The sequence below is a fragment of the Bartonella sp. W8122 genome (genome assembly GCF_016102485.1).
Taxonomy (GTDB): Bacteria; Pseudomonadota; Alphaproteobacteria; order Rhizobiales; family Rhizobiaceae; genus Bartonella; species Bartonella apihabitans.
Window position 1 is genome coordinate 1,772,583 of record NZ_JACFOO010000001.1, and the last position, 21,638, is coordinate 1,794,220.

22 protein-coding genes, 1 tRNA gene and 1 pseudogene are annotated in these 21,638 nt (G+C 43.2%); 13 read left to right on the forward strand and 11 right to left on the reverse strand.

What is annotated here, in order from left to right; translation table 11 throughout:
- The first annotated feature begins 34 nt into the window (after positions 1-34).
- The 4 genes from H3S83_RS07735 (at position 35) to thiM (ending at position 3,392) form a co-directional block, all read left to right on the forward strand.
- Positions 35-571 (forward strand): thermonuclease family protein, encoded by a 537-nt coding sequence (locus tag H3S83_RS07735; protein WP_198224468.1) that lies wholly within the window; start codon positions 35-37, stop codon positions 569-571.
- Between the two features lie 763 nt (positions 572-1,334).
- Entirely contained in the window at positions 1,335-1,982 is a 648-nt protein-coding gene (locus H3S83_RS07740; RefSeq protein WP_246741726.1) for a uracil-DNA glycosylase family protein, read from the forward strand.
- Positions 1,983-2,079: 97 nt separating this feature from the next.
- A complete protein-coding gene (locus H3S83_RS07745; RefSeq protein WP_077971696.1) occupies positions 2,080-2,565 on the forward strand; it encodes an Lrp/AsnC family transcriptional regulator in 486 nt (161 codons plus the stop codon).
- A 2-nt stretch (positions 2,566-2,567) separates the two neighbouring features.
- Positions 2,568-3,392, forward strand: coding sequence for a hydroxyethylthiazole kinase (gene thiM / locus H3S83_RS07750; RefSeq protein WP_198239344.1), 825 nt, complete (start codon positions 2,568-2,570; stop codon positions 3,390-3,392).
- Positions 3,393-3,394: 2 nt separating this feature from the next.
- On the opposite strand, the gene cobT is transcribed toward thiM, so the two are convergent.
- On the reverse strand, positions 3,395-4,405 hold the full coding sequence (gene cobT, locus H3S83_RS07755) for a nicotinate-nucleotide--dimethylbenzimidazole phosphoribosyltransferase (protein ID WP_198239345.1): 1,011 nt from the start codon (positions 4,403-4,405) through the stop codon (positions 3,395-3,397).
- A 119-nt stretch (positions 4,406-4,524) separates the two neighbouring features.
- Between cobT and cobS the strand changes: the two genes are divergently transcribed.
- Both cobS and H3S83_RS07765 read left to right on the forward strand, forming a co-directional pair.
- Positions 4,525-5,271, forward strand: coding sequence for an adenosylcobinamide-GDP ribazoletransferase (gene cobS / locus H3S83_RS07760; protein ID WP_198239684.1), 747 nt, complete (start codon positions 4,525-4,527; stop codon positions 5,269-5,271).
- A gap of 39 nt (positions 5,272-5,310) precedes the next feature.
- The gene (locus H3S83_RS07765; protein ID WP_198239346.1) at positions 5,311-6,000 is read left to right on the forward strand and encodes a TIGR02281 family clan AA aspartic protease; all 690 of its coding nucleotides are present in this window, start codon (positions 5,311-5,313) and stop codon (positions 5,998-6,000) included.
- A 70-nt stretch (positions 6,001-6,070) separates the two neighbouring features.
- On the opposite strand, the gene dusA is transcribed toward H3S83_RS07765, so the two are convergent.
- Together dusA and H3S83_RS07775 are read right to left on the reverse strand one after the other, a co-directional pair.
- Entirely contained in the window at positions 6,071-7,051 is a 981-nt protein-coding gene (gene dusA / locus H3S83_RS07770) for a tRNA dihydrouridine(20/20a) synthase DusA (RefSeq protein WP_198239347.1), read from the reverse strand.
- Between the two features lie 37 nt (positions 7,052-7,088).
- On the reverse strand, positions 7,089-8,234 hold the full coding sequence (locus H3S83_RS07775; protein ID WP_198239348.1) for a pyridoxal phosphate-dependent aminotransferase: 1,146 nt from the start codon (positions 8,232-8,234) through the stop codon (positions 7,089-7,091).
- 120 nt (positions 8,235-8,354) lie between these two features.
- Between H3S83_RS07775 and H3S83_RS07780 the strand changes: the two genes are divergently transcribed.
- The 6 genes from H3S83_RS07780 to H3S83_RS07805 all read left to right on the forward strand — a co-directional run bounded on the left by H3S83_RS07780 (position 8,355) and on the right by H3S83_RS07805 (position 13,618).
- Complete coding sequence (locus tag H3S83_RS07780; protein WP_198239349.1) at positions 8,355-9,770, forward strand: M48 family metalloprotease; 1,416 nt, start codon at positions 8,355-8,357, stop codon at positions 9,768-9,770.
- 110 nt (positions 9,771-9,880) lie between these two features.
- Positions 9,881-10,684 (forward strand): DsbA family protein, encoded by an 804-nt coding sequence (locus tag H3S83_RS07785; protein ID WP_198239350.1) that lies wholly within the window; start codon positions 9,881-9,883, stop codon positions 10,682-10,684.
- 258 nt (positions 10,685-10,942) lie between these two features.
- Complete coding sequence (gene accB / locus H3S83_RS07790) at positions 10,943-11,425, forward strand: acetyl-CoA carboxylase biotin carboxyl carrier protein (protein WP_077971708.1); 483 nt, start codon at positions 10,943-10,945, stop codon at positions 11,423-11,425.
- Positions 11,426-11,439: 14 nt separating this feature from the next.
- On the forward strand, positions 11,440-12,795 hold the full coding sequence (gene accC, locus H3S83_RS07795) for an acetyl-CoA carboxylase biotin carboxylase subunit (protein WP_198234056.1): 1,356 nt from the start codon (positions 11,440-11,442) through the stop codon (positions 12,793-12,795).
- A complete protein-coding gene (gene aat, locus H3S83_RS07800; RefSeq protein WP_370541367.1) occupies positions 12,792-13,406 on the forward strand; it encodes a leucyl/phenylalanyl-tRNA--protein transferase in 615 nt (204 codons plus the stop codon). The genes accC and aat overlap by 4 nt, the downstream gene beginning before the upstream one ends.
- Positions 13,407-13,542: 136 nt before the next feature.
- Positions 13,543-13,618: transfer RNA gene (locus H3S83_RS07805), tRNA-Thr, on the forward strand.
- A 137-nt stretch (positions 13,619-13,755) separates the two neighbouring features.
- Here the strand turns inward: H3S83_RS07805 and H3S83_RS07810 are convergent.
- Entirely contained in the window at positions 13,756-13,893 is a 138-nt protein-coding gene (locus H3S83_RS07810) for a hypothetical protein (protein WP_198239352.1), read from the reverse strand.
- 443 nt (positions 13,894-14,336) lie between these two features.
- Here H3S83_RS07810 and H3S83_RS07815 point away from each other — a divergent pair, with 443 nt between their 5' ends.
- Positions 14,337-14,966: a hypothetical protein gene (locus tag H3S83_RS07815; RefSeq protein ID WP_198239353.1), complete on the forward strand. Its 630-nt coding sequence runs from the start codon at positions 14,337-14,339 to the stop codon at positions 14,964-14,966.
- A gap of 58 nt (positions 14,967-15,024) precedes the next feature.
- Here H3S83_RS07815 and H3S83_RS07820 read toward each other — a convergent pair whose 3' ends face one another.
- From H3S83_RS07820 to H3S83_RS07855, 7 genes and pseudogenes are all read right to left on the reverse strand, one after another.
- On the reverse strand, positions 15,025-15,384 hold the full coding sequence (locus H3S83_RS07820) for a porin (RefSeq protein WP_198239354.1): 360 nt from the start codon (positions 15,382-15,384) through the stop codon (positions 15,025-15,027).
- 284 nt (positions 15,385-15,668) lie between these two features.
- Positions 15,669-16,625: a prolyl aminopeptidase gene (pip, locus tag H3S83_RS07825; protein WP_198239355.1), complete on the reverse strand. Its 957-nt coding sequence runs from the start codon at positions 16,623-16,625 to the stop codon at positions 15,669-15,671.
- A 19-nt stretch (positions 16,626-16,644) separates the two neighbouring features.
- Positions 16,645-17,931, reverse strand: coding sequence for a peptidase M14 (locus H3S83_RS07830; RefSeq protein ID WP_198239356.1), 1,287 nt, complete (start codon positions 17,929-17,931; stop codon positions 16,645-16,647).
- Positions 17,932-18,080: 149 nt separating this feature from the next.
- Complete coding sequence (locus H3S83_RS07835; RefSeq protein WP_198239357.1) at positions 18,081-18,386, reverse strand: hypothetical protein; 306 nt, start codon at positions 18,384-18,386, stop codon at positions 18,081-18,083.
- A pseudogene (locus H3S83_RS07840) lies at positions 18,386-18,868 on the reverse strand (ABC transporter permease); the annotation flags it as partial. The gene H3S83_RS07835 and the pseudogene H3S83_RS07840, both read right to left, overlap by 1 nt.
- Positions 18,869-19,210: 342 nt before the next feature.
- Positions 19,211-19,423, reverse strand: coding sequence for an AraC family transcriptional regulator (locus H3S83_RS11690; protein WP_198239358.1), 213 nt, complete (start codon positions 19,421-19,423; stop codon positions 19,211-19,213).
- Positions 19,424-20,292: 869 nt separating this feature from the next.
- On the reverse strand, positions 20,293-20,781 hold the full coding sequence (locus tag H3S83_RS07855) for an SDR family oxidoreductase (protein WP_198239359.1): 489 nt from the start codon (positions 20,779-20,781) through the stop codon (positions 20,293-20,295).
- Between the last annotated feature and the right edge of the window lie 857 nt (positions 20,782-21,638).

A 21,638-nucleotide genomic window follows, 5' to 3' on the forward strand; every position in this document is an offset into this window, starting at 1 on the left:
GGTTCATCTTGCTGAGGACTTGAATAATAGACCTATGATCCGCAGAAATATCAACCTATTGGATATTGTTGTGGCAGTGGTTGTTGTGGCCACGGCACTCTATCTCTATTTTTCGGGCGTCAAAAAGACTTCTGTCGATGAAGACCAGTCTTTCGCCCCCGAAGAAGTCAAAATCGTTCATGGCATTCCGCGGCTCTCGGACGGCGATTCGTTGCATCTCCAAGGCATTAAAGTCCGGCTTTTAGGGATTGATGCGCCCGAACTCCACCAATTTTGTAATAAAGATGGTGCCTCTTACCCCTGTGGTGAATTGGCCAAACAGCATCTTGAAAGCTTGATAAACGGAAATGAAATAAGTTGTACATCGACGAAAACAGATAAATACGACCGCTTATTGGCGAAATGCTATTCGGGAGACCGTGAGCTCAATCGTGAAATGGTAAAAGATGGCTGGGCGGTTAGCTATTACGACTATAAACAAGAAGAAGCGGATGCGCGAAAACAAAAGCTTGGTATCTGGTCAAGCACTTTCGAATGGCCACACACATGGCGCCGTGCTCATCCACGCTGATTTTAATTAACCGACACGTGTTTTTCTCAATCTTTACCGAATTTGGCTTTGCCGGTATTTGTCGATTGTCGTGTAAATATTGATCAGACAAATCCGCTCGTTTTATGGAAACTTTCCCTTCAAACAGAAAGTCTATTGGTCACGTGAATCTCGCAAAGTTCGTTCTTGATTTTTAAAATATTTGGCGGCTCCTCCCGATTTTAGGCGTAGGCTTCCTATCTTCGTCGTTTTCCCTTAACTGCGCATGGTGTCGTTATTGTCTTGAATGAACGTAATTTTTGCACCCCGTGTGAATGACATTTGTTTTAAAGAAAACCGCATACTGACTGTTACAATTCCGATTTATGATTTTCCGTTTCTAACAGATAGACGCTTTATTAAAGGTTAGTTTATTTGGACAAATAGTAGAGTTGGGAAAAGCTTCTGCCATATCGACAATATTGCCTCTAACCTTTCTTGATAGACGAATGAACGAATTATATGTACCGCAATTCCGCATGCGCGTTTTCGCCTCCCGACTTTTTCTCGCAGAGGCTTAAGCCTTTCGACTTTTTTAACAAATTTTTCTTAAAATTTCAGATCTTTCTTGGACCCGAGCTGTTTCATCGGCTCTACCCAAAAATCCCTTCTGTCTTTTATCTCTAGAACGGAACGTAGAGCGCTCATGCTTTCCGATTGCATTTAAGAAACTTCAATGAAGTTCTTTCAAACCACATATCTAATAGACCGTTGCAGGACTATTTGGACCGGATATATTGGTTTCATGATGAACAGATCAAGCAAAGCAAATTTAAACGAAATAGAAAAACTCGACAGAGAAATAGCAGCTTGCCGGATATGTTATGACAAGCCGTTATTCATGCCACGTCTGCCGCACGAGCCTCGTCCTGTGGCCTATCTCTCGTCAACTGCCCGCATTGTGATAGCCGGTCAGGCGCCCGGAATGCGTGTCCATAACACGGGCATACCCTTTAATGATCCCTCCGGCGAGCGTTTGCGTGAATGGCTTGGGGTTAATCGCGAATGCTTTTATGATAAAAGCAAATTCGCCATTATCCCCATGGGATTCTGTTTTCCCGGTTACAGCAAAACGAAAAGCGATCTGCCTCCCCGCAAAGAATGTCGTTTGACTTGGCATGACCGGATTTTTGCGGCAATGCCACAAATCGAACTTGTTATCGCCATTGGCGGTTATGCCCAAAAATATCACATTCACAATCTCGATAAAAAATCTGTAACGGAAACCGTAAAAGATTGGAAAAATATTCTAACAATTCAACAAGCTAAAGGGTATCACGTTCTTCCTCTTCCCCACCCTTCGTGGCGAAATACTCATTGGATAAAAAACAATCCTTGGTTCGAAAGTGAATTACTACCAACACTCAAAAAACTGGTCGTAAGTTACATATGATAAATTGTAGAATAATTTTATTTACTACTATTAAAAAGGTTTTGTTTTTTATATAAAGTGCTTGATGCTCAATGTATTAATTTTTTTGGATATCACAATGGATCGTCTTGATAGGAAAATTCTTCGTCTTTTGCAGGAGGACGCAACACTTGCGGTCGCTGATATCGCAAAAAAAGTGGGCCTTTCGACAACACCTTGTTGGCGGCGCATTCAGAAATTGGAAGAAGATGGCGTTATTCAGCGCCGTGTTGCTATCCTTTCGCCAGAGAAGGTCAATACGCGGGTCACGGTGTTTGTATCAGTAAGAACCGGTGCTCATAACCATGAATGGTTAAAAAGATTTTCGGAAGTTGTTCACGCATTTCCCGAAGTTGTTGAGTTTTATCGTATGAGTGGAGATGTCGATTATCTTCTGCGTGTTGTGGTACCGGACATTGCAGCCTATGATGTTTTTTACAAAAAACTAATCGCAAAAATCGACATCAGAGATGTATCCTCTGCCTTTGCCATGGAACAGATAAAATATACAACAGAACTACCGCTTGATTACATGGTATTAGAGAAAGAAGTAAACCATCTTTAGAAATGTCCATTGAAATTGATAAGCGGCTTAGCCTTGATAATTTGAGGGCAAAACGCCCTCTCATTCAATGTCTGACCAATGAAGTGGCAATGAACTTCTGCGCTAATGTACTTAACGCATTGGGTGCCTCTCCGGTCATGTCATTTTCACCTGACGAAGCGGCCGAATTTGTGGATAACGCTGATGCGATAACCACAAATATCGGCACATTGACACGTGAAAAATATGCCGGCATACGACTGGTTATGAAACGCGCAAAAGTACTGGGTAAGCCTGTTGTGTTCGACCCCGTAGCTCATTTTGCAACGTCCTTCAGGAGAAATGCCACAAAACATCTTCTTGAATTGTCCCCGAAAGTGATAAGAGGCAATGCTTCGGAAATTATCGCCTTCACTGCAAAAACCAGCGCACACGGTGTCGATAGCCATGCCGAAGGGGAAAGTCGCTTCAATGCAGCAATAGAAGCTGCAAAACAAACAAAAGCAGTCATTGCCATGTCTGGCAAAACCGACTTTATAACAGATGGTAATGAGCACATATTAGTCGAAGGTGGACACAGTTTGATGTCCAAGGTTTCGGCTTGTGGATGTGCCCTTACCTGCGTAACAGGTGCATTTATCGCGCTCGCGCCTGACCAGGCACTAAAAGCCACAGTGAAAGCATTTGCAGCCTTCTCGGCAGCCGGAGCAATTGCCGGTCATCAGGCGAAAGGCCCGGGTAGTTTTGTGCCCCTTTTCATTGATGCACTTGCCGAAATGGATGACCAAATAGTTGATAGATCTGTTTCAATCCGTCCTTGGCAAAATGACGGGATAGCGGAAGATTAGTATCAGATTTTAATTCCGGCCTCATCAAAGGTTGCCATTTGCGAATGTGTGAGAACGGCTGCCTTGACAACACCCGCTGCAATTGCCGCCCCGGTTCCCTCGCCCAATCTCATTCCGAGATCAAGGAGCGGTTTTTTACCTATTTTATCTAACAGGCGGCGATGCGCCGGTTCTGCCGAAACATGCCCTGCAATGCAGTGATCAAGAGCATGCGGGTTGATCTTATGCAAAATTGCCGCCGCCGATGTGACAACAAAGCCATCAAGTATGACGGGAATTTTTTCCATGCGCGCGGCAAGAATAGCACCCATCATGGCTGCTATTTCACGACCGCCAAGACGACGCATCACTTCAAACGGATCGTCGAGATGATCCTTATGAAGTTCGACTGCCTTCTTCACCGCCGCAATCTTGCGTCGGTAATAATCGCCCTTGGAACCCGTGCCCGGCCCTGTCCACTCTTCGGCCTTTCCGCCAAAGAGAGCCAGAGAAATTGCCGAAGCAATTGTTGTATTGCCGATTCCCATTTCGCCCAAACACAACAAATCGGTGCCACCGGCAATTGATTCCATACCGAAAGCCATTGTTGCAGCAGCTCCACGCATATCCATCGCAGCATCTTTGGTAATATCCATCGTCGGATAGTCCAAAGCGAGGTCGAATATCTTCAACCCCAGATCGTAAGCGATACATATCTGGTTAATTGCTGCACCGCCGGCAGCAAAATTTTCAACCATCTGCTGGGTAACTGTACGTGGCACAGGTGTAACGTTTTCGTCTGTCACACCATGGTTTCCGGCAAATACTGCAACCAGAGGCCGGGTAACAAGCGGCTTTTCTTTGCCTCTCCAACCCGCGTACCAAAGCGCAATATCCTCGAGCCTTCCCAACGAACCTTCCGGCTTTGTAAGCTCCGACTGACGCTTTCTGGCCAACCTTATGGCATTTTCATCGGGGTCAGGCAAACTGTTCAATAAAGCGCGAAAATCATCAAAAGGACTGGAAGCTGTCACAAAAACACCTGTCAAACAAAAAAGAACAAATAGAATCTCATTAACGACTGTTCTATAAGCAATTTGAAATCACTTTAACAGGAGTAACAGAAAACTTGTGCGATTTTCTTGGCCCATTAATGCGTTCATTAGGCTTTCTTACCCGCTTGCCTATAAATAGCCATTGGTTTTCGCCCGAGCACAAGATTTCTGAAGATGCCCATTTTTTCCCCATAGCGGGCTTGATTATCGGCTTCATTTCCTCATTGTGCCTCGCTTTGGTCCACTTGGCGGGGTTTAATGAATGGATTTCTGCGACCTTATCCGTGCTGCTCACAATTATCATAACCGGCGCACTCCATGAAGACGGGCTTGCAGATGTGGCTGATGCCTTTTTCGTAGCAAAAGGGAGAGAAGAACGCCTGAAAATAATGAAGGATTCACGTATCGGAACCTACGGAACAGTGGCTTTATTGTTTTCAATCCTGTTAAGAATAGAACTTATTTCGTCCATTTTGGTCAATCTTGGTCTTTATGCGGCGTTCATTGCACTTATGGTCAGCGAAGCGGTAAGCCGTGGCGGAATGGTGTGGTTCTGGACAAGACTTCCTCTTGCCCGCAAGAATGGTACTGCAGCCGCTGCCGGAGAACCTTCCCCTGTTACTTTGCGTAAAACATTGACAATTACAGCAATCATTTTGCTTGTTACTGGCCTATTTTCGTTCGGGCTTATTTGGATGATCGTCTCTATTGTCGTTCTATGCTTGTTTGTTTACGTTTTTTCCTTACAGTGTCTCAAGCGTATTGGTGGTTATACCGGTGACACCTTGGGAGCAATCGAACAATGTCTTGCCATTATTTTATTGGCCACAATAAATCTTTTCTAACGACTGTCACTATTCATTATTGACGAGAGAGAACAGGTCATGAAACCATTCTGGTTTATTATCTCTGCTGCTGCCTTGATTGTCATTTTAATATTGGCATTCGCTGATTTCCAAACTGCCGCAACCGACAAGATTGCCTATTTGGGTTATTACGGAATTTGGGGGCTTGCAGCAACGTCGGCATTACTCGGTTCAAAGATCAAATTCACCGATGCAATGCGAAATATCGCAATTTGGTGTGTTATCATTTTTGCACTTATGAGCGTTTACAGTGTACGGTACGAATTGCAGGATATAGCACATCGGCTAACAGCCGGAATCATTCCGGGAAGCCCTCTTACACGTTACAATGAAAATGGCAAAACGGTAACTCTTGAACGCTCGGCAAACGGTCACTTCCAGACACGTGCTTCGATTAACGGAACAAATTTGAACTTTACGATCGATACCGGCGCTTCCGCGGTGGTTCTTACCTATGACGATGCCCTTGCAGCCAATATTGATGTCAACAAACTGGGATTTAATTATTCTGTCGCAACAGCAAACGGGAGTACAAATGCCGCCGCTGTCATTATTGATCATATGAAAATCGGTGATATCGAGCGTGATAATGTTCGCGCTCTTGTCAGCCAACCTGGCGCCCTGTCCGAAAGTTTGCTGGGAATGAGCTTTCTTAACCGCCTATCGGGCTATTCAGTGCGTGGCGACCGGCTCATTCTTGCTGATTGATAATTACGAAGAACCGACCATGATGAGCCAACAACATCCTTAGCTCTTAATGGGGTGTTCCTCTAGCAATCTACTCGATATAGGAAAAAGCCTTACGCAAAATCGAGGAATTCGCGTCCTGACCAGTAGCTTCAGTAGAAAGGATTTGACGCCATTTTTTTGCGCCTTTACGACCGGAAAAGAGGCCTATCATATGGCGCGTAACATGAGAAAGCCTGCCACCGCCTTTAACGTGGCGGTCAGCATATTCGCACATTGCCTCAATGATTGAACTTTCCGCCAATGGTGCCCGATCGTCATGATAGATTTTGCTGTCAACCTCGCAAAGAATGGAAGGATTGTGATAGATAGAACGCCCGAGCATTGCTCCGTCGACATGGTTCAAATGACCTACAGCTTCATCTATTGATTGAATTCCGCCATTTATCCCTATGAAATGACTCTGGTTTTCCCTCTTCAGATCATAGACACGCTGATAATCGAGCGGGGGAACATCACGATTTTCTTTCGGACTTAAACCTTTAAGCCACGCCTTTCGCGCGTGCACCCACAAGGCATCGGCTCCACTCTGCCAAACAGTTTTACTCAAATCATCAAGTGCCGGAAGGACATCCTGTTCGTCGACACCGATACGACATTTGACTGTCACCGGAATAGAGACCGCAGATTTCATCTTTTCAACAATGTTTCCGACGAGATCGGGTTGCACCATAAGGCAAGCGCCGAACGCACCCGATTGCACCCTATCCGAGGGGCAACCAACATTGAGATTTATTTCGTCATAACCGAAATCTTCACCAATTTTCGAAGCTTCAGCGAGTTTGTCCGGCGAGGAGCCACCCAATTGCAAGGCTACCGGATGTTCACATGCATCAAACTTCAAAAGCCGCTCTCTATCACCGAAAATTGCAGCGTCTGCGACCACCATTTCCGTATAAAGCAACGAGTGCTTTGTCAACAAGCGATGGAAATAGCGGCAATGCCGGTCAGTCCAATCAAGCATCGGCGCAATCGCGAATTTCGGTTTTTCTGCTCCGTCATAAATTGACATATTACCCAACGTTCCGCTTTGATTTTTTCGATATTTATTAAAGCAGCCAGTTTTTGAGGCGCTTCAATGCTTCGTCAATTTCGGCAGGCGAACCGGCATAGGAAAAACGCATTGTGCGTTTTCCTTCCACAGTATCGAAGTCCACTCCGGGGGTTGCCGCTACATTGGTTTCGTCAAGCATTTTCCGGGCAAATTCTGTACTATCATTGCTATATTTTGATACATCACAATAAGCATAAAATGCTCCGTCCATGGGCGCCAGTAATTTGAGCCCTAATAAAGGTAGGCCATTTTTCAAATGTTCCCGATTAATACGATAGCTATCTTTTATCTTTTCCAGATCGGCTGTTGCGTCGAACGCCGCGATGGCAGCTATTTGAGAAAGTTCTGGAGCCGATATATAGAGATTTTGGGAAATCCGCTCGACTGTTCTTACTGCATTTTCAGGTAATACCATCCAGCCGATACGCCAACCTGTCATACAATAATATTTGGAAAACGAGTTAATAACGGTTACCTCGTCACTGAAAGACAATGCTGTAACATCGGGACCGGTAAAGTTCAGCCGGTGATAAATTTCATCGGCAATCACTGTAATATTGTGCGTTTTACAAAATTGTATGATGTTTTTGAGGTCATCCGGTTTCATAGATGCCCCCGTTGGATTGCTCGGAGAGGCGAACAAAATACCTTTAAGCGGCGTATGTGCATGCACCTCTTCAAGTTTTTCTATGTCGATCAAACCGTTTCCATTTGTGTCGATTTCGACGACCTGAAGCCCGAGCGCCTTCATAATATGACGATAGGCCGGATAACCGGGCCGCGTTATTGCGACTCGCTCTCCAACATCGAAAAATGTCAAAAAGGCCAGATTGAATGCGGCGGATGACCCTGTCGTAACAGCTACCCGCTCAGGCGATATGGAAAGGTGATGATGTTCATCGTAATAGGCGGCAATTTTTTCACGTAAACGTGCAAGCCCTAACGAATCGGTATATCCGATATGGCCATCTTCGAGCGCGCGTTTGGCAGCTTCTCTGACAATCATCGGACAAGATGCAGCGGGCTGACCTATTGCCATGGAAATAACCGGATCACCGTCTTTCAGCTTTTTATTGGCGGCGGCAAGCACGTCCATTGCAAAAAAGGGATCGACATCACTTCTTTTCGATAGACAAATCATACTGGTCTCCACATAAAAAAACGTATAAATTCAAATCATGTGCCGCACAAAAGCCTGAAAGCCATGGCTAGAACGATGAAAAACCATGTATCTCTGCTCGAAGCACTCCGGGGAGTATCTATGAAGATAGAGTTGCAGACTTCAAGACAAAAATTATTGTCTTTTATAAAACGATCAATAACTCTCTTGGTCCATTTCGGTCTCGCTGCCATATTGGTTCTTGCGCCATCTATGAATGTTGCGCAAGCTCAATCCCAGTCTGTTCCAATCATCCGTGATGCCGAAATTGAACAATTATTATACGATTATACAACGCCGATTTTTAAAGCCGCGGGCATAAAGAACAAGATACAAATTATTATCGTCAATGACCAAAGTTTCAACGCCTTTGTTGATGGTCAGCGTATGTTCGTCAACATCGGTGCGTTAATGCAAGCCGAAAGTCCTAACGAAATTATCGGCGTTATAGCACACGAAACAGGACACTTGGCAAATGGGCACCAGCAACGTTTGCGCGAACAAATAAAGCGCGCTCAAACCATGGCTGTTATTGGTATGTTGTTAGGAATTGGGGCTGGCGTTGCCGGCGCCACCACCGGTAATTCGGCCGCTGCCGGAGCTGGCGGGGGAATAGCTGCCGGAAGTAACGAAATAGCAATGCGTACTCTTCTCAATTATCAACGCAGTGAAGAGGCCGCTGCCGATAGAGCGGCAGTCAATTACCTTAACGCAACGGGCCAGTCGACGAAAGGAATGTTGATAACATTCGAGCGTTTTTCCAGTGCACTCGCTCTTTCCGGTGCGAAAGTTGACCCCTATAGAGTGAGCCACCCGTTACCCCGCGAACGTATTGCCGCTTTGGAAACATTAGCCAAACAGAGCCCTTACTATGACAAGAAAGACCCGCCCGAGTTACAACTGCGTCACGACATGGCTCGGGCAAAAATAGCAGCATATACCGATCATTTCACGGAACTCCGCCGCATGTTCAAAGACAATCCGCGCGGGCTTCCTGCCCGTTACGGCGAAGCAATATTGGCTGTCGAGAGCGGTTCCCCGAAAAATGCGGTTGAAAAAGTAAAAGACCTTATAAAAGACGAACCGAAAAACCCCTATTTTCTCGAATTGTTGGGAGACGCTCTCATTAAAGCGAATGACCCTGCCGGTGCTGCCAATGCTTATAAACGTTCGGCAGAGCTTGACCCGCGCGGTTCCAGTCTTTTGCGTGTAAGCTATGGTCATGCTTTGTTGTTAACAAATGACCCCAAAAACGTTCCGCTCGCTATAACTGAAATACGTGCCGGAATCGCCAAAGAGCCGGAATTTGCTGCCGGTTATGGCTATCTTGCACTCGCTTACGGAAGAAGCGGACAAGTCGCACTTGCCGATCTTGCAACAGCCGACATGCATTATTATAGTGGCAATCGTATGCAGGCACGCATTTTTGCAACGCGAGCCCAACAGAAGCTTGCACGCGGGTCGGCCGAGTGGTTGCGCGCCCAAGATATTCTCAATACAACCCAACTAAAAAAATAACGCGGCAACTAAAAAAATAACACGCAATTACCTGAGTTTTGAATAAAGCGAGCCAATCAATGCAATATTTTATACCCTCATTCATAAACAAACGTTTTTTGTTCGCAGGCATGATGGGGATTTTCTTATCAGTGGCCTCTATGGATAAAGGGGCTTTGGCTGTTGAAGCAAATAGCAATACAACCGATCAAATAAAAAATGCACTTCTCACCGATCCGAATTTTATCACTGCATTGGCGAACGCGGTTAAAAATCAGACCTCAGACGATCATATTCGCGAGGTTGTCAAGGACTATCTCGTAAAGAATCCGGAAGTCATGCTTGAAGTACAGGAAGCTCTCAATAACAAAATCGAGCAAAAGACCACTCAAAATCGTTCTTCGACAATAACCGAGATGAAAGACGAGATATTCAATTCTTCGGATGATGGTATCTTGGGAAACCCGAAAGGCAAAATATCATTAGTCGAATTCTTCGATTATAATTGCGGTTACTGTAAAAAGTCCTATCCTGATATTCAGGCTCTTATAAAGGGTGACCCCGATTTACGTGTCGTGCTCAAGGATTTTCCTGTTTTAGGTGATGATTCGGTTAAAGCGCACATTGTGGCACGTGCCTTTATGAAACTGATGCCAATGAAATTTGCGGCTTTTCATAGTCAAATGATGACAAGCGAGGGACGTGCCAATGAGGAAAAGGCCATAAAAATTGCTGTAAAACTTGGCGTTGATGAGAAACAATTACGTCAAACTATGAAGGATCCGGATATACAGCAAGTCTTTATGAAAAACGGCAAACTTGCTTACTTGCTCGATATCAACGGCACACCGAGCTATATTTTAGGAAATGAAGTTCTTGTCGGCGCCGTAGGAGAAAACATTCTGAAAAAGAAAATTACATTGCTAGAACAATAATTTTTTCTGTAATGTCACGCAAGATTAAACTTTTGTTGACGCTGTGTTTGAGTTGAGGAATTTGCACTTTCGCTTTTTTCTCAACATGCTTATAAGCGTTTTATGTGTCAAGCTGTTGCTAAAAATGCTACAGCTTCATGATAGAAAGTTTTATCTGCCTGACATGGCTATTGCGCCAACGGAAGGCAACCGGAGCGAAATCTTTTCCGGTTATAGAAGTTTGAAAGCGGTCACGACGATCGAGGAGTAAAGAAAGAGATGGCTACAAAAACAACAAGTACCGTCAAAAGCACAGGTGTTAACAAAGATCTCATCCGCGATCTCGCCGAAATACTCAATGATACCAACCTTTCGGATATCGAGGTTGAACAAGGAGACTTGCGCATTCGTGTTTCGCGCCAGTTGAATGCAGGTGCACCTGTACAAACCGTCTACGCTCCATCTCCTGCAGCACCGGCTGCACCGGCTGCCCCTGCTCCCGCAGAATCGGCAAAAGAAGATTTGACCAAAAATGCCGTAACTTCCCCTATGGTTGGCACTGCTTATCTGGCACCTGCACCAGGGGCCCGTCCATTTGTTGAAGTCGGGCAAAAAGTTTCAGAAGGTCAAACCTTGATTATTATCGAAGCAATGAAAACGATGAACCAGATATCTTCACCCCGTGCAGGCACGGTTAAAGCTATTTTGGTGGAAGATGCGCAACCTGTTGAATTCGGTGAGCCTCTGGTCGTTGTTGAATAAGACAGGATCGCTAAATGTTTCAGAAAATCCTGATCGCCAATCGTGGTGAAATCGCACTCAGGGTTCTGCGTGCTTGTAAAGAGCTTGGTATCAAAACCGTAGCTGTCCACTCGACAGCCGATGCCGATGCCATGCATGTAAGACTGGCCGACGAAAGTGTCTGTATCGGACCTCCCCCCTCACGCGATTCATATCTCAATATCCAACAAATTGTCGCGGCTTGCGAGATTACCGGTGCAGACGCCATCCATCCGGGTTACGGTTTTCTTTCAGAAAATGCCAAATTTGCTGAAATTCTGGAAGCTCATTCTATTACCTTTATTGGCCCGACTGCTGCCCACATTCGTATTATGGGCGATAAAATCGAAGCCAAGAAAACCGCAAAACGGTTGGGTATTCCCGTTGTTCCGGGTTCCGATGGCGGTGTGACCGAGGACGAAGAAGCTTATAAGGTAGCAGATAAAATCGGTTATCCGGTTATCATCAAAGCATCGGCCGGTGGCGGTGGACGTGGTATGAAAGTTGCCCGTTCACGTGACGAATTGTCGGTTGCATTGAATACCGCTCGTAGCGAAGCTGCTGCCGCTTTCGGGGATGATGCTGTCTATATCGAGAAATATCTTGAAAATCCGCGTCATATCGAAGTCCAGGTTATGGGCGATGGTGCGGGAAATGCCATTCATCTTGGCGAACGCGATTGTTCTTTGCAAAGACGTAATCAGAAAGTCTGGGAAGAAGCCAATTCTACCGTTCTTGATGATCAGGCAAGACAGAAAATTGGCATGATCGTGGCGAATGCTTGTGCCGAATTAGGCTATCGCGGTGCCGGTACAATCGAATTTCTCTATGAACATGGTGAATTCTATTTCATTGAAATGAACACCCGTCTTCAGGTCGAGCATCCGGTAACGGAAGCCGTAACCGGCATTGACCTTGTTCACGAACAGATTCAGGTTGCCGCCGGCGAAGGGCTTTCGGCAAAACAAAGTGATATCCACTTTTCAGGCCATGCGATTGAATGTCGTATCAATGCCGAGGATCCGGTCAACTTCACCCCTTCCCCCGGATTGATTACCCACTTCCATACACCGGGTGGTCTGGGCGTGCGTGTTGATTCCGGCGTTTATTCCGGTTACCGGATACCGCCTTATTATGACAGCCTGATCGGCAAACTGATTGTTCATGGAAGAACACGGCTTGAATGCATGATGCGGTTAAGACGCGCTCTTGACGAGTTCGTTGTCGACGGTATCAAAACGACACTGCCGCTTTTCCGCGATCTTATCGGCAATGAAGATATAGCCAAGGGAAATTATGACATCCACTGGCTGGAAAAATATCTTGCCAATAAGTCGGCTTCGAATAGCTGATAGCTTTGTCTGAAAAAGAAAAAGATAAATTAACCCCTGCGCTACTTCTAAGCGCCTATGCGCAGGGTATTTTTCCTATGTCGGATGATGCCGAAGACCCCGACATTTATTGGATACGTCCCGAACGGCGTGGAATTATTCCTTTGGACAATTTTCATATTCCGAAAAGTCTGAAGAAAACTATAAAGAAAGAGCCGTTCAAAATCGTCATTGATTCCGATTTCGAAGGCGTTATTTCCGGCTGTGCCGAATCAAAGCCCGGACGTGAAACAACGTGGATCAATCACCCCATTCGCAAAGCTTATGGTGAGCTATTCGAACTCGGTTTTTGCCATACAGTTGAAGCTTGGCAAAACGAAAAGCTTGTCGGTGGTTTATACGGTTTGGCTTTGGGGCAAGCCTTTTTCGGTGAAAGCATGTTCTCGCGCGTCACTGATGCTTCCAAGATATGTCTGGTTGCGCTTGTAGACCATTTGAAAAGCCATCACTTCATTCTTCTCGACACACAATTTACAACACCGCATCTCGAGCATTTCGGTGCGATAGAAATTACGAGACAAGATTATGAAACGCGCCTGAAAAAAGCCCTATCCGGCCACGCCGAGTTTTAAAATCTTTATATTTCTCGCAAAATTGGCGGCTAAATTCCCACATGTTTTTCAAAAATTTTTAGCATGCAAAAAAGATTGTTGTTTTGGCAATTTTTCTGTTTGCCTTTGGCGAAGTTTATGCTAGTTGCAGTGCGGCGCCCTTATAGCTCAGTTGGTAGAGCACCTGATTTGTAATCAGGGGGTCGGGAGTTCGAGTCTCTCTGGGGGCACCATTATCATTTTTTTCCATTATAACTTATTGTTTTTATTTATATTTTTTTGAGGGAGGGCAAGGATTTAGAAAGAGAGGGCATAGAAGTTTTTATTTTGTTCTATTTCTCAAGTTTTTTGATTTCCTCTTTTGCGATTATCACAACGGCCGTTTCGAATTCTTTGCCATCGTCAGCCAACCGTAAATAGTGCCTTTCAATACATTAGAAATATCATTGTCGATATCAACGACAGACATGTCAGAACCAAGGTGTGAATCAACTGGCTTATTGTTCATGGCGTCGGCTCCCCCTATAATTATTACAGCCTCGGATAATGGAAAATATCCGAGGCATTTTTATTTTCAACAACTAAGTGTCTTATCTTTTATCAGCATCCGTTGTTTTATCTTTTCCTTCTTTTGTGGAGCAAAATCATTGCCAATTTTCCTATAATGGTCACTGCCATATCCGCTAGCAAAGTCGGTACCGACTAATATCCCGGTTCTGTCAGAATTGTTTTCGTCAATTCCTGTGTCAGTGGTTTGGTCAAATCATGGTCTTTAATACCCGAGATTATTGGCAAATCCGCCGATAATCCTATCAACCTTTCTATAAGCAAATCACAACAATATACTGTGAACTCAATACAAAAATTACCTGGTAAAAGTTATAAATAGCATTGTGGCCTTCCTCATTCGATTGCATAGTAAGTATCAAATATTCATAAAGGTCTGCTCACATGGATAGAGATAAATTAATTGATGTTAAGCAAAGGTTTTCTGTTTGGTGTGCATCAACCGCAGCCCGAGCTTCAAGGAATTGTCGATTTACGGGTGAACAAGGTGCAGAGATTGCTCTTAATAGCTCACTTTTGGACTATCAGACTTTAGACGATTTACCTGACCCGCTTGAATTCGATAATTTACATAAAAAGTTGCGGCAAAAAATTTGTCTAGCGGCCGAAAATACTATCAAAAACAAAACAATGCAGTTCACACACGGTGTAGCTGCAAAATTTATAAATATTTATTTTAAAGCTATGTTCCTAAATGATGTTCCAGCAGAACACTCTGACTACGAGAACAAAATAAACGCTTTGCATCCGCCGATAGACCGCCTCTTATTGCAAAAATTAGCAGAAAAAAATGTTGGCGGCCTCAGAAATTTTTGGCAGTGGAATGTATTTATAGGGTGGTCCAATTTTTCTTCCGACGATTATGAAGAGATTATAAAACATATCAAAGATGTAACCAAAGGTCATTTATGGGAAATTGAAGAGTTTTGGCCCGGTTTTAATAAAACTAAAAAAGTTACCAATAATCCAACATTACCATTTTATGAAACAAAAACACAAAACGCTGTTCCGTAAGCCTACAGCTCAATTGTGTTTAACTTTCGTACTCTGATGGCTTTGTTTTTTAACCTTGCTACAATACCGATAGTATAGCAGCCGCATCGAAATTATCATGGTTAAAAAGCTCTTCGGTCATGAGGTTGTCGTGTGTTTTTGAACGAGAAATAGACCTGCTAGAGGCCGCATTGACATTGCCGTTATAAACATAACCGAAATAGCTTGAATAGCTTGTGACAATTGACTCATCAACACCTAACCGACGTCCGCCTAACGGGATATAGGCATAACGCATATTCGTCGAAGAGGAATCCGAGCTATCATATCTTTCCGAACGCAGTTCTATATATGTTTTTAAACATTCCGGTTCGGTTTGCGAAGCGGGATGGAAGTGTAAAGTCGTACAAGAAAACCATTTCCATCTATCATTCCGCAAACCGGTTTTTCGGCGAGATAAACATTGTCGCCAGCAGTTACAACACTGCGGAGATAGCCAGAAATCCGAATGTAGTTATTCGTGCCAGATATGTTGGAATTATCATTGCCAAAAATATTACATAAATGTCAACTGTTTGATTTTATGTTATTTTTTCTTTCAATATCAGCGACATGTGATGCTTTTGGCAGCGATATCAAAACGAATATACGAGATATTATTCATTCATTAATTTAGCCATTCGAATAGATCAGGACTGATTAAACGACGCTCCTTTCTAAACATCATAAAAAATTTCGGCCTTCAACAAATTGATCAGTAGCTTTTATGAGACAATCAAGGATACCCGGCTCGGAGTAACTGTGCCCGGCTCCCTCGACAATATGAAGCTTCGACCCGGGCCAGGATTTATGTAACTTCCACGCATAGGATAAACGACAGATAAGGTCATGCCGGCCATGTATAATCACACAAGGCAGATGCCGGATTTTATCAAGGTTATGAAAAAGCTGTTCCTCTTCAAGCCAGCAGTCATTAACAAAATAATGATTTTCAAGCCGCGCTATGTCCAACGCCGCCTGATCGGATTGCGGCGTTCTGTGAGAGGGCTTCGGCGGTATGATCGATACATTTTTCGCTTCCCAATCACTCCAGGCGCGGGCAGCATTGATAGCAATATCCTTTTGCTCATGATTGAGAAGGCAGTGATAGGCGCCGATCAGGTCATTCCTTTCCGCAACCGGTACGGGCTTAATGTAATTCTCCCAATAATCGGGTGATATTTCCGAAGCTCCATATTGGTTCAACCAATTCATTTCATCCCTGCTTCCGGTAAAAATTCCGCGAAGGACCAAACCACTAACATGGTCCGGATGAGTCTCGGCATAGGCGAGCGCCAGCGTCGACCCCCAAGAGCCTCCAAAAACCAACCATTTATCTATTCCCGCCATCTGACGAAGCTTTTCCATATCCTCAACTAGATGCCATGTGGTGTTCGCGGTTATTGAAGCATGAGGCGTGGAACGACCACAACCACGCTGATCGAACAGCAAAACATCATATCTATTCGGATCAAACAACCGACGATGATTCTCGGAAATGCCGCTGCCGGGCCCACCATGCAGGAAAACTGCCGGCTCGGCTCCTTTGGTACCTACCCGTTCCCAATAAAGCTTATGTCCATCACCAACATCAAGCATACCATGCTCGAATGGTTCAATTGTCGGATAAAGTTCACTCATCAACAAACCTGTCTCTCTTTTAACTGTTCTCTTGCGTCAATCCTTGCCAAGCTTCGTAAGTCGCCAGCACGGTATCCATCTGCATTTGGTGCCCAAGCTTAAAATCATCCCCATAAACAGTTTCGTCGGGATATTCTGTTACGAGTTCTACCTCGAAAGTGGCATTGGGATAAAGCGCAAAAGAACAGGGAATGCCATTGATTGTTTCAAACCCCGGTTCACCGGCATGCTGTCGATATAATTTGACTTGTAAGTCATTCATTGCCAAGCCGGCATTATTCAAGGCAAGACATGCTGTAACTTTTTCCGCCAATTGACGTGTTGTTTTTTCCCAGCCTTCCCGATAGCGGAAGACCAGAAAGAACCCTTTGGGCAATGTCCACATTGCAAAATTATGCGGAATATAGCCTGAAAGCGGCCTGATCCATTCATGGCTTGGGTAACCATGGAGATTGACATGCAATTTTGCACCCGAACATTTCCGTCCTTCAATTCGTATCCCGCGCTCCATCGGTGCGGAATCCGGTGTATTCTGCAAGTCATTACCAAAGGCAGTATAGCGGGCTGCGTGATGCATATGATGAGGATTTTCGAGAATTGACCTGAGAAATAATGCGTTGCCATCGGGATTTTCCAACGGCGATATAACAAAATGGGCATTTTTTCTGAATGACAACATATGCGCGGCACGCAACGCTCCTACTGTGCCGGTCGTTTCGTTGCCATGCTGGCAACCACTGATCATAACAGCATTATCGCTTCCTTTATTATAACGCGCACATACCCCACGGCCGCTGCGGCTCTTCGCTTGTAGCAATGCTCCGCCAATATTATCAAGGGCTGCGGCTATAGCGCTATGGGACATTGGCCGATTGGCTAGCTGTAGTTCTTGAGCAGCAAAAGCCGTATTCTTTGTCGACAAGGGGACAAGTTCAATGGCCATATGACAATTGTCGTCCTTGGAGCGGGTAATCAAGGGCGCAATCTGGCCCGGTCTAACAGTACGGTCTTCCGGAGGAAGCCCGTTGATTGACTGGTAATATTCAAGTGTCGAGAAATATAATTCCTCGTGCAGAATTTCCAGATAACTTATAATCTCTTGGCCATAGCCGACCGGTTTTTCGTTCTGCGGCAGGCTAACACGGATCGATAATTCTTCAAAATAGGGCATCGTTGGCGGCAGCGGCATTGTGCGGATGGCTTGCATAGCGCCATCAAAAACCTCGTCGAGATCCGTCACAACCTGCTCGTTACGAATGCATTCTCCATTGCGATAGACGCGCAGCCAGCCGCAAGGGCGCAACATATCTCGCCCGAAGCAGTCTTTCGCCAGCTGATTTGGGGCAAATACCTTCTCTTGTCGCATTGTGCCATCAGCAAAAAAAAGATTGACGTAATAATTATCACAGTCAGATCCGGCTTCAAAAGCCACATCTGCATGTGGAAACATGCCTGCTAGCGGATAGGCTTCAAGTCTGAAGCGATTTTTTTTGCATCAGGCGAAACCGGATAGGTCACCTTTATCTGACGCAGATTTTCAGTATTTTCGAGAGACATAAAAAAGTGCACCAATGGTTTTAGTGCGCAATGAAAAGATAGTTGATAGCCTTTATTCTGCATGTTTTTTTGAGCAATTTGAAGACTATCAAGATCATCAAACAACCATAACGATATCTGGTCGGTTGATTTGTATTCTTGCTCAATACGCGCGCACCACTGTGTGAGCGAGCGCGAAACGGAATTTTGATAGATTATACTCATCAACGTGTTCTCCCTCGAGGATCAAGAATATCGCGCAGCCAATCTCCAAGCAGGTTTAAACCCAGAACAGTTGACAGGATTGCCAGACCAGGAAAGAAACTGACCCACCATGCACTTTGCAAATAGGTGCGACCATCGGCCAACATGCCACCCCAACTTGGCGTTTTCAGATCAACCCCCATACCGAGGAAGGTCAGACTACTCTCTAGCAGTATATTATTAGCCACATTCAGCGTCATCAACACCATTACCGGACCTAACAAATTGGGCAACATATGTTGGAAAATGATGCGAGGATTAGAGACTCCTTTAGCGCGTGCCGACAGGATGAATTCTTGATCATTCAGCCCTAAAACAGAGCCGCGAACCAGACGTGCATATTGCACCCATTGCGACAAGACGAGCAAAATTATCATTTGCCAAAAACCGCCACCTATAATCGTCGCCATAAAAGTAATTGCCAGCAAAATGAAAGGTACGGCTTGATCGGGAGAATACGGTGCAACGTGCGTGGCGAGATATTAACGCCATCGGACGTCATTTTAGCTTGAATTAATATAACGTTGGGACTATGGTTGTGCAAAATATTTTCAGGCTACCACTAAAGGGGCGACATTAAATCGTTTAACCAATAATATATTTATAATATTCCTCCCGCCCCAATCCTTTCGAGAGAAGGCTTTTTACATCAGGTAGATCCTATCGTTTTGCCCGTCATAGTGGAATTATTTACCGTATAGAATTTTTGAAGAGCTAAAAAGAAATGTTCTTATGGTTACATTCAGATTGCTTTTCTAATGTACCTTGTCTCAAGAAACTTGAGTTCAACAAGAAATTCCTTTTTGAATTCTAAAAAATCCTGAGAAGCTGTCATATCCAACATTCTTCGCAAGAACCCCCAACGGGGTTTTGGTATTTATCATCATATCTTTTGCAATATGGAGTCTCTTATTTATCATGTGTTGATTCGGTGTCTTTCGTGTAACAGATTTAAAATACCTTATAAGAATATCCTCATATATAGAAAGCTCTTTCACCAATTCTTTTAAACTGAATTTTCTATAATAATTGTTCTATAGAATAAAAATTTAAATAAACTCAGTAATCTATTTTATTCCGAATATTATTAATTCATTTTTTCTTAAATTTTACTATTCTTGTTGTATTATCGAGCTTTTCATAAATATATTTTATATATTTTTTATGATACTATAAGTGAAAATATTTTATAATACAATTGATATATATTAATTTAATGATTTAAATTTTTTTAAAAATCAGTTAGTATTTGATAATTCTATATTAACTTTTTATGTTTTAGGTGGAGTGAAAGATATATCGTTAAATATTTTAGATTCATATGTAAGCGCAGCAGCAAGCAATAAAGTAATATTTCTATAATTGTAATCTAAATAAACTTCGTTCTTATTGAGGTTATATCTTTTAATGAATTTATTTTTTGATTATATATTTTTGCCATTGGAAAATTCTATTGCATGCACTGTTCCAGCGAGTAAGATACATAAATCGCCTTTAGACAATCTAAGAGTATCATTTCCCGATGATATAACGGTCTCATCGTGTAAGACATATCTTATAAATAAAGAATTTCTATTGTTTGAATAAACACAATCACGTTTATTCAATCCTCATATACTGACGCAGCTATCCGTTTCCATAATGATGCTCCGCCATTGATAATGATGTCTTGACTTTCCAAATAGCCCGGACAAGTAGACAACCATAGACAAACTAATGAGACCTCACCAAGGTAATCAACCCGTTTTGATGGATTAGTGCTTGCCACACGGTTGTCACGTGCAGCTTGATCTTCGCCTGCCCCGTTAGATAGAGCTGTGTCTAGCAGTCCAAAACTGATAGTGTGAACTTTTACATTGAAGGTCAGCTACTCTAAGGTTGCTGTTTGCGTGAGCACAGCCAAGGCAGCTTTTGAAGCACCATACTCAGACATCATAGGCCTGATCTTATGCATACTTATATTGGCTGATATATTAATTAAGACGCCGCTTTTCTGTAGTTTCATCTGTTTTGATTCATGCTTCATACAATGCCAAATGCCAGTTAGATTTGTTTGTCGCATTAGCTCAAAATCATCGTCTAACATCTCATCAACCGCATCGGTTCGGACAACGCCAGCGCAATTAATTGCAACGTCAAGGGTAGGCGTTTTTGCTAAGATTTTCTGGATAGCATTTGCTAATTCTTGGCTATTGCGAATATCGGCACAAATAACTGACCCCGCACCTCCCGAAGATTGAATATTAAGCAATATTCCATTTATAGCAGATTCATTGCGTCCAAAGAGATGAACGTGATACCCGTTCTGACTGTAGTCTATGGCAATACACTTACCGAATCGTGAGCTTGCTCCCACAATTAATGCGCTTCGAAGCTCTATGCTATTTTTTCATTTCGCCCCCTATTAGTTTGAATTTTCGTAAACGTCATAGCATAACCTATTACTTTATTTATAAAAAGATATTATCATATTTATTAATTGATAGGTGTATACGTAATGGAATATATTATTATGTTTAATAATTTTTCTAAAATATGCGACATAATTTTTATTATAACGAATATTATTGACGAAAAAAAATGCATGAATGTATTGAATATTGTAAATAAGTTTTATGCTTTATTACCATATATTACATAAACTCTACCTAATATAAATGATGAAAATAATAACCAAAAGCCAAACGAAAATATGAATTAACCTAATACTAATATGGGAAAAGATTCTTTCAAAAGGAGGCACAATGCCGCGCCAAAAGCGGCGATTATTAAACCAATAGCGCAGAAGTTGAATGAGCCGTACAATTTAATTACATAATTATTAGAAATTAATGCAAACAATATTACCATTGCAAAAATGACAAACACTCACTGACAATTAACGATTCACCCACTACATTCTTTAAATTTAATGACATGAAAAAGAAAAAAACGACCATACATTCAGATATTGAAAGCAATACAATTGCATAACATATAATCTATTATTTATAAAACACTATTTTTATTTTATTTATTTTTTTAAAATATAAAAATAAAAAATAACCTAATATATAAGTATTATTGATAAATAATAAATCCCATAATGCATTTCCTTGTATGACATGAAACATAAACCAAGGGATAGTTGGAAAATCATTGTAAGGGTTATTGCATTCCAATTATTTTTATCCTTCGTGAAAGTTATATGCCCCTGTGTGTTTAAATAGTCTC

Coding starts and splice junctions, on each gene's coding strand:
- H3S83_RS07735 (WP_198224468.1), top strand. CDS start 35: ATGATCCGCAGAAATATCAACCTATTGGATATTGTTGTGGCAGTGGTT.
- H3S83_RS07740 (WP_246741726.1), top strand. CDS start 1,335: ATGATGAACAGATCAAGCAAAGCAAATTTAAACGAAATAGAAAAACTC.
- H3S83_RS07745 (WP_077971696.1), top strand. CDS start 2,080: ATGGATCGTCTTGATAGGAAAATTCTTCGTCTTTTGCAGGAGGACGCA.
- thiM (WP_198239344.1), top strand. CDS start 2,568: ATGTCCATTGAAATTGATAAGCGGCTTAGCCTTGATAATTTGAGGGCA.
- cobS (WP_198239684.1), top strand. CDS start 4,525: ATGCGTTCATTAGGCTTTCTTACCCGCTTGCCTATAAATAGCCATTGG.
- H3S83_RS07765 (WP_198239346.1), top strand. CDS start 5,311: ATGAAACCATTCTGGTTTATTATCTCTGCTGCTGCCTTGATTGTCATT.
- dusA (WP_198239347.1), bottom strand. CDS start 7,051: ATGTCAATTTATGACGGAGCAGAAAAACCGAAATTCGCGATTGCGCCG.
- H3S83_RS07775 (WP_198239348.1), bottom strand. CDS start 8,234: ATGATTTGTCTATCGAAAAGAAGTGATGTCGATCCCTTTTTTGCAATG.
- H3S83_RS07780 (WP_198239349.1), top strand. CDS start 8,355: ATGAAGATAGAGTTGCAGACTTCAAGACAAAAATTATTGTCTTTTATA.
- H3S83_RS07785 (WP_198239350.1), top strand. CDS start 9,881: ATGATGGGGATTTTCTTATCAGTGGCCTCTATGGATAAAGGGGCTTTG.
- accB (WP_077971708.1), top strand. CDS start 10,943: ATGGCTACAAAAACAACAAGTACCGTCAAAAGCACAGGTGTTAACAAA.
- accC (WP_198234056.1), top strand. CDS start 11,440: ATGTTTCAGAAAATCCTGATCGCCAATCGTGGTGAAATCGCACTCAGG.
- H3S83_RS07810 (WP_198239352.1), bottom strand. CDS start 13,893: ATGAACAATAAGCCAGTTGATTCACACCTTGGTTCTGACATGTCTGTC.
- H3S83_RS07815 (WP_198239353.1), top strand. CDS start 14,337: ATGGATAGAGATAAATTAATTGATGTTAAGCAAAGGTTTTCTGTTTGG.
- pip (WP_198239355.1), bottom strand. CDS start 16,625: ATGAGTGAACTTTATCCGACAATTGAACCATTCGAGCATGGTATGCTT.
- H3S83_RS07830 (WP_198239356.1), bottom strand. CDS start 17,931: ATGTTGCGCCCTTGCGGCTGGCTGCGCGTCTATCGCAATGGAGAATGC.
- H3S83_RS07835 (WP_198239357.1), bottom strand. CDS start 18,386: ATGAGTATAATCTATCAAAATTCCGTTTCGCGCTCGCTCACACAGTGG.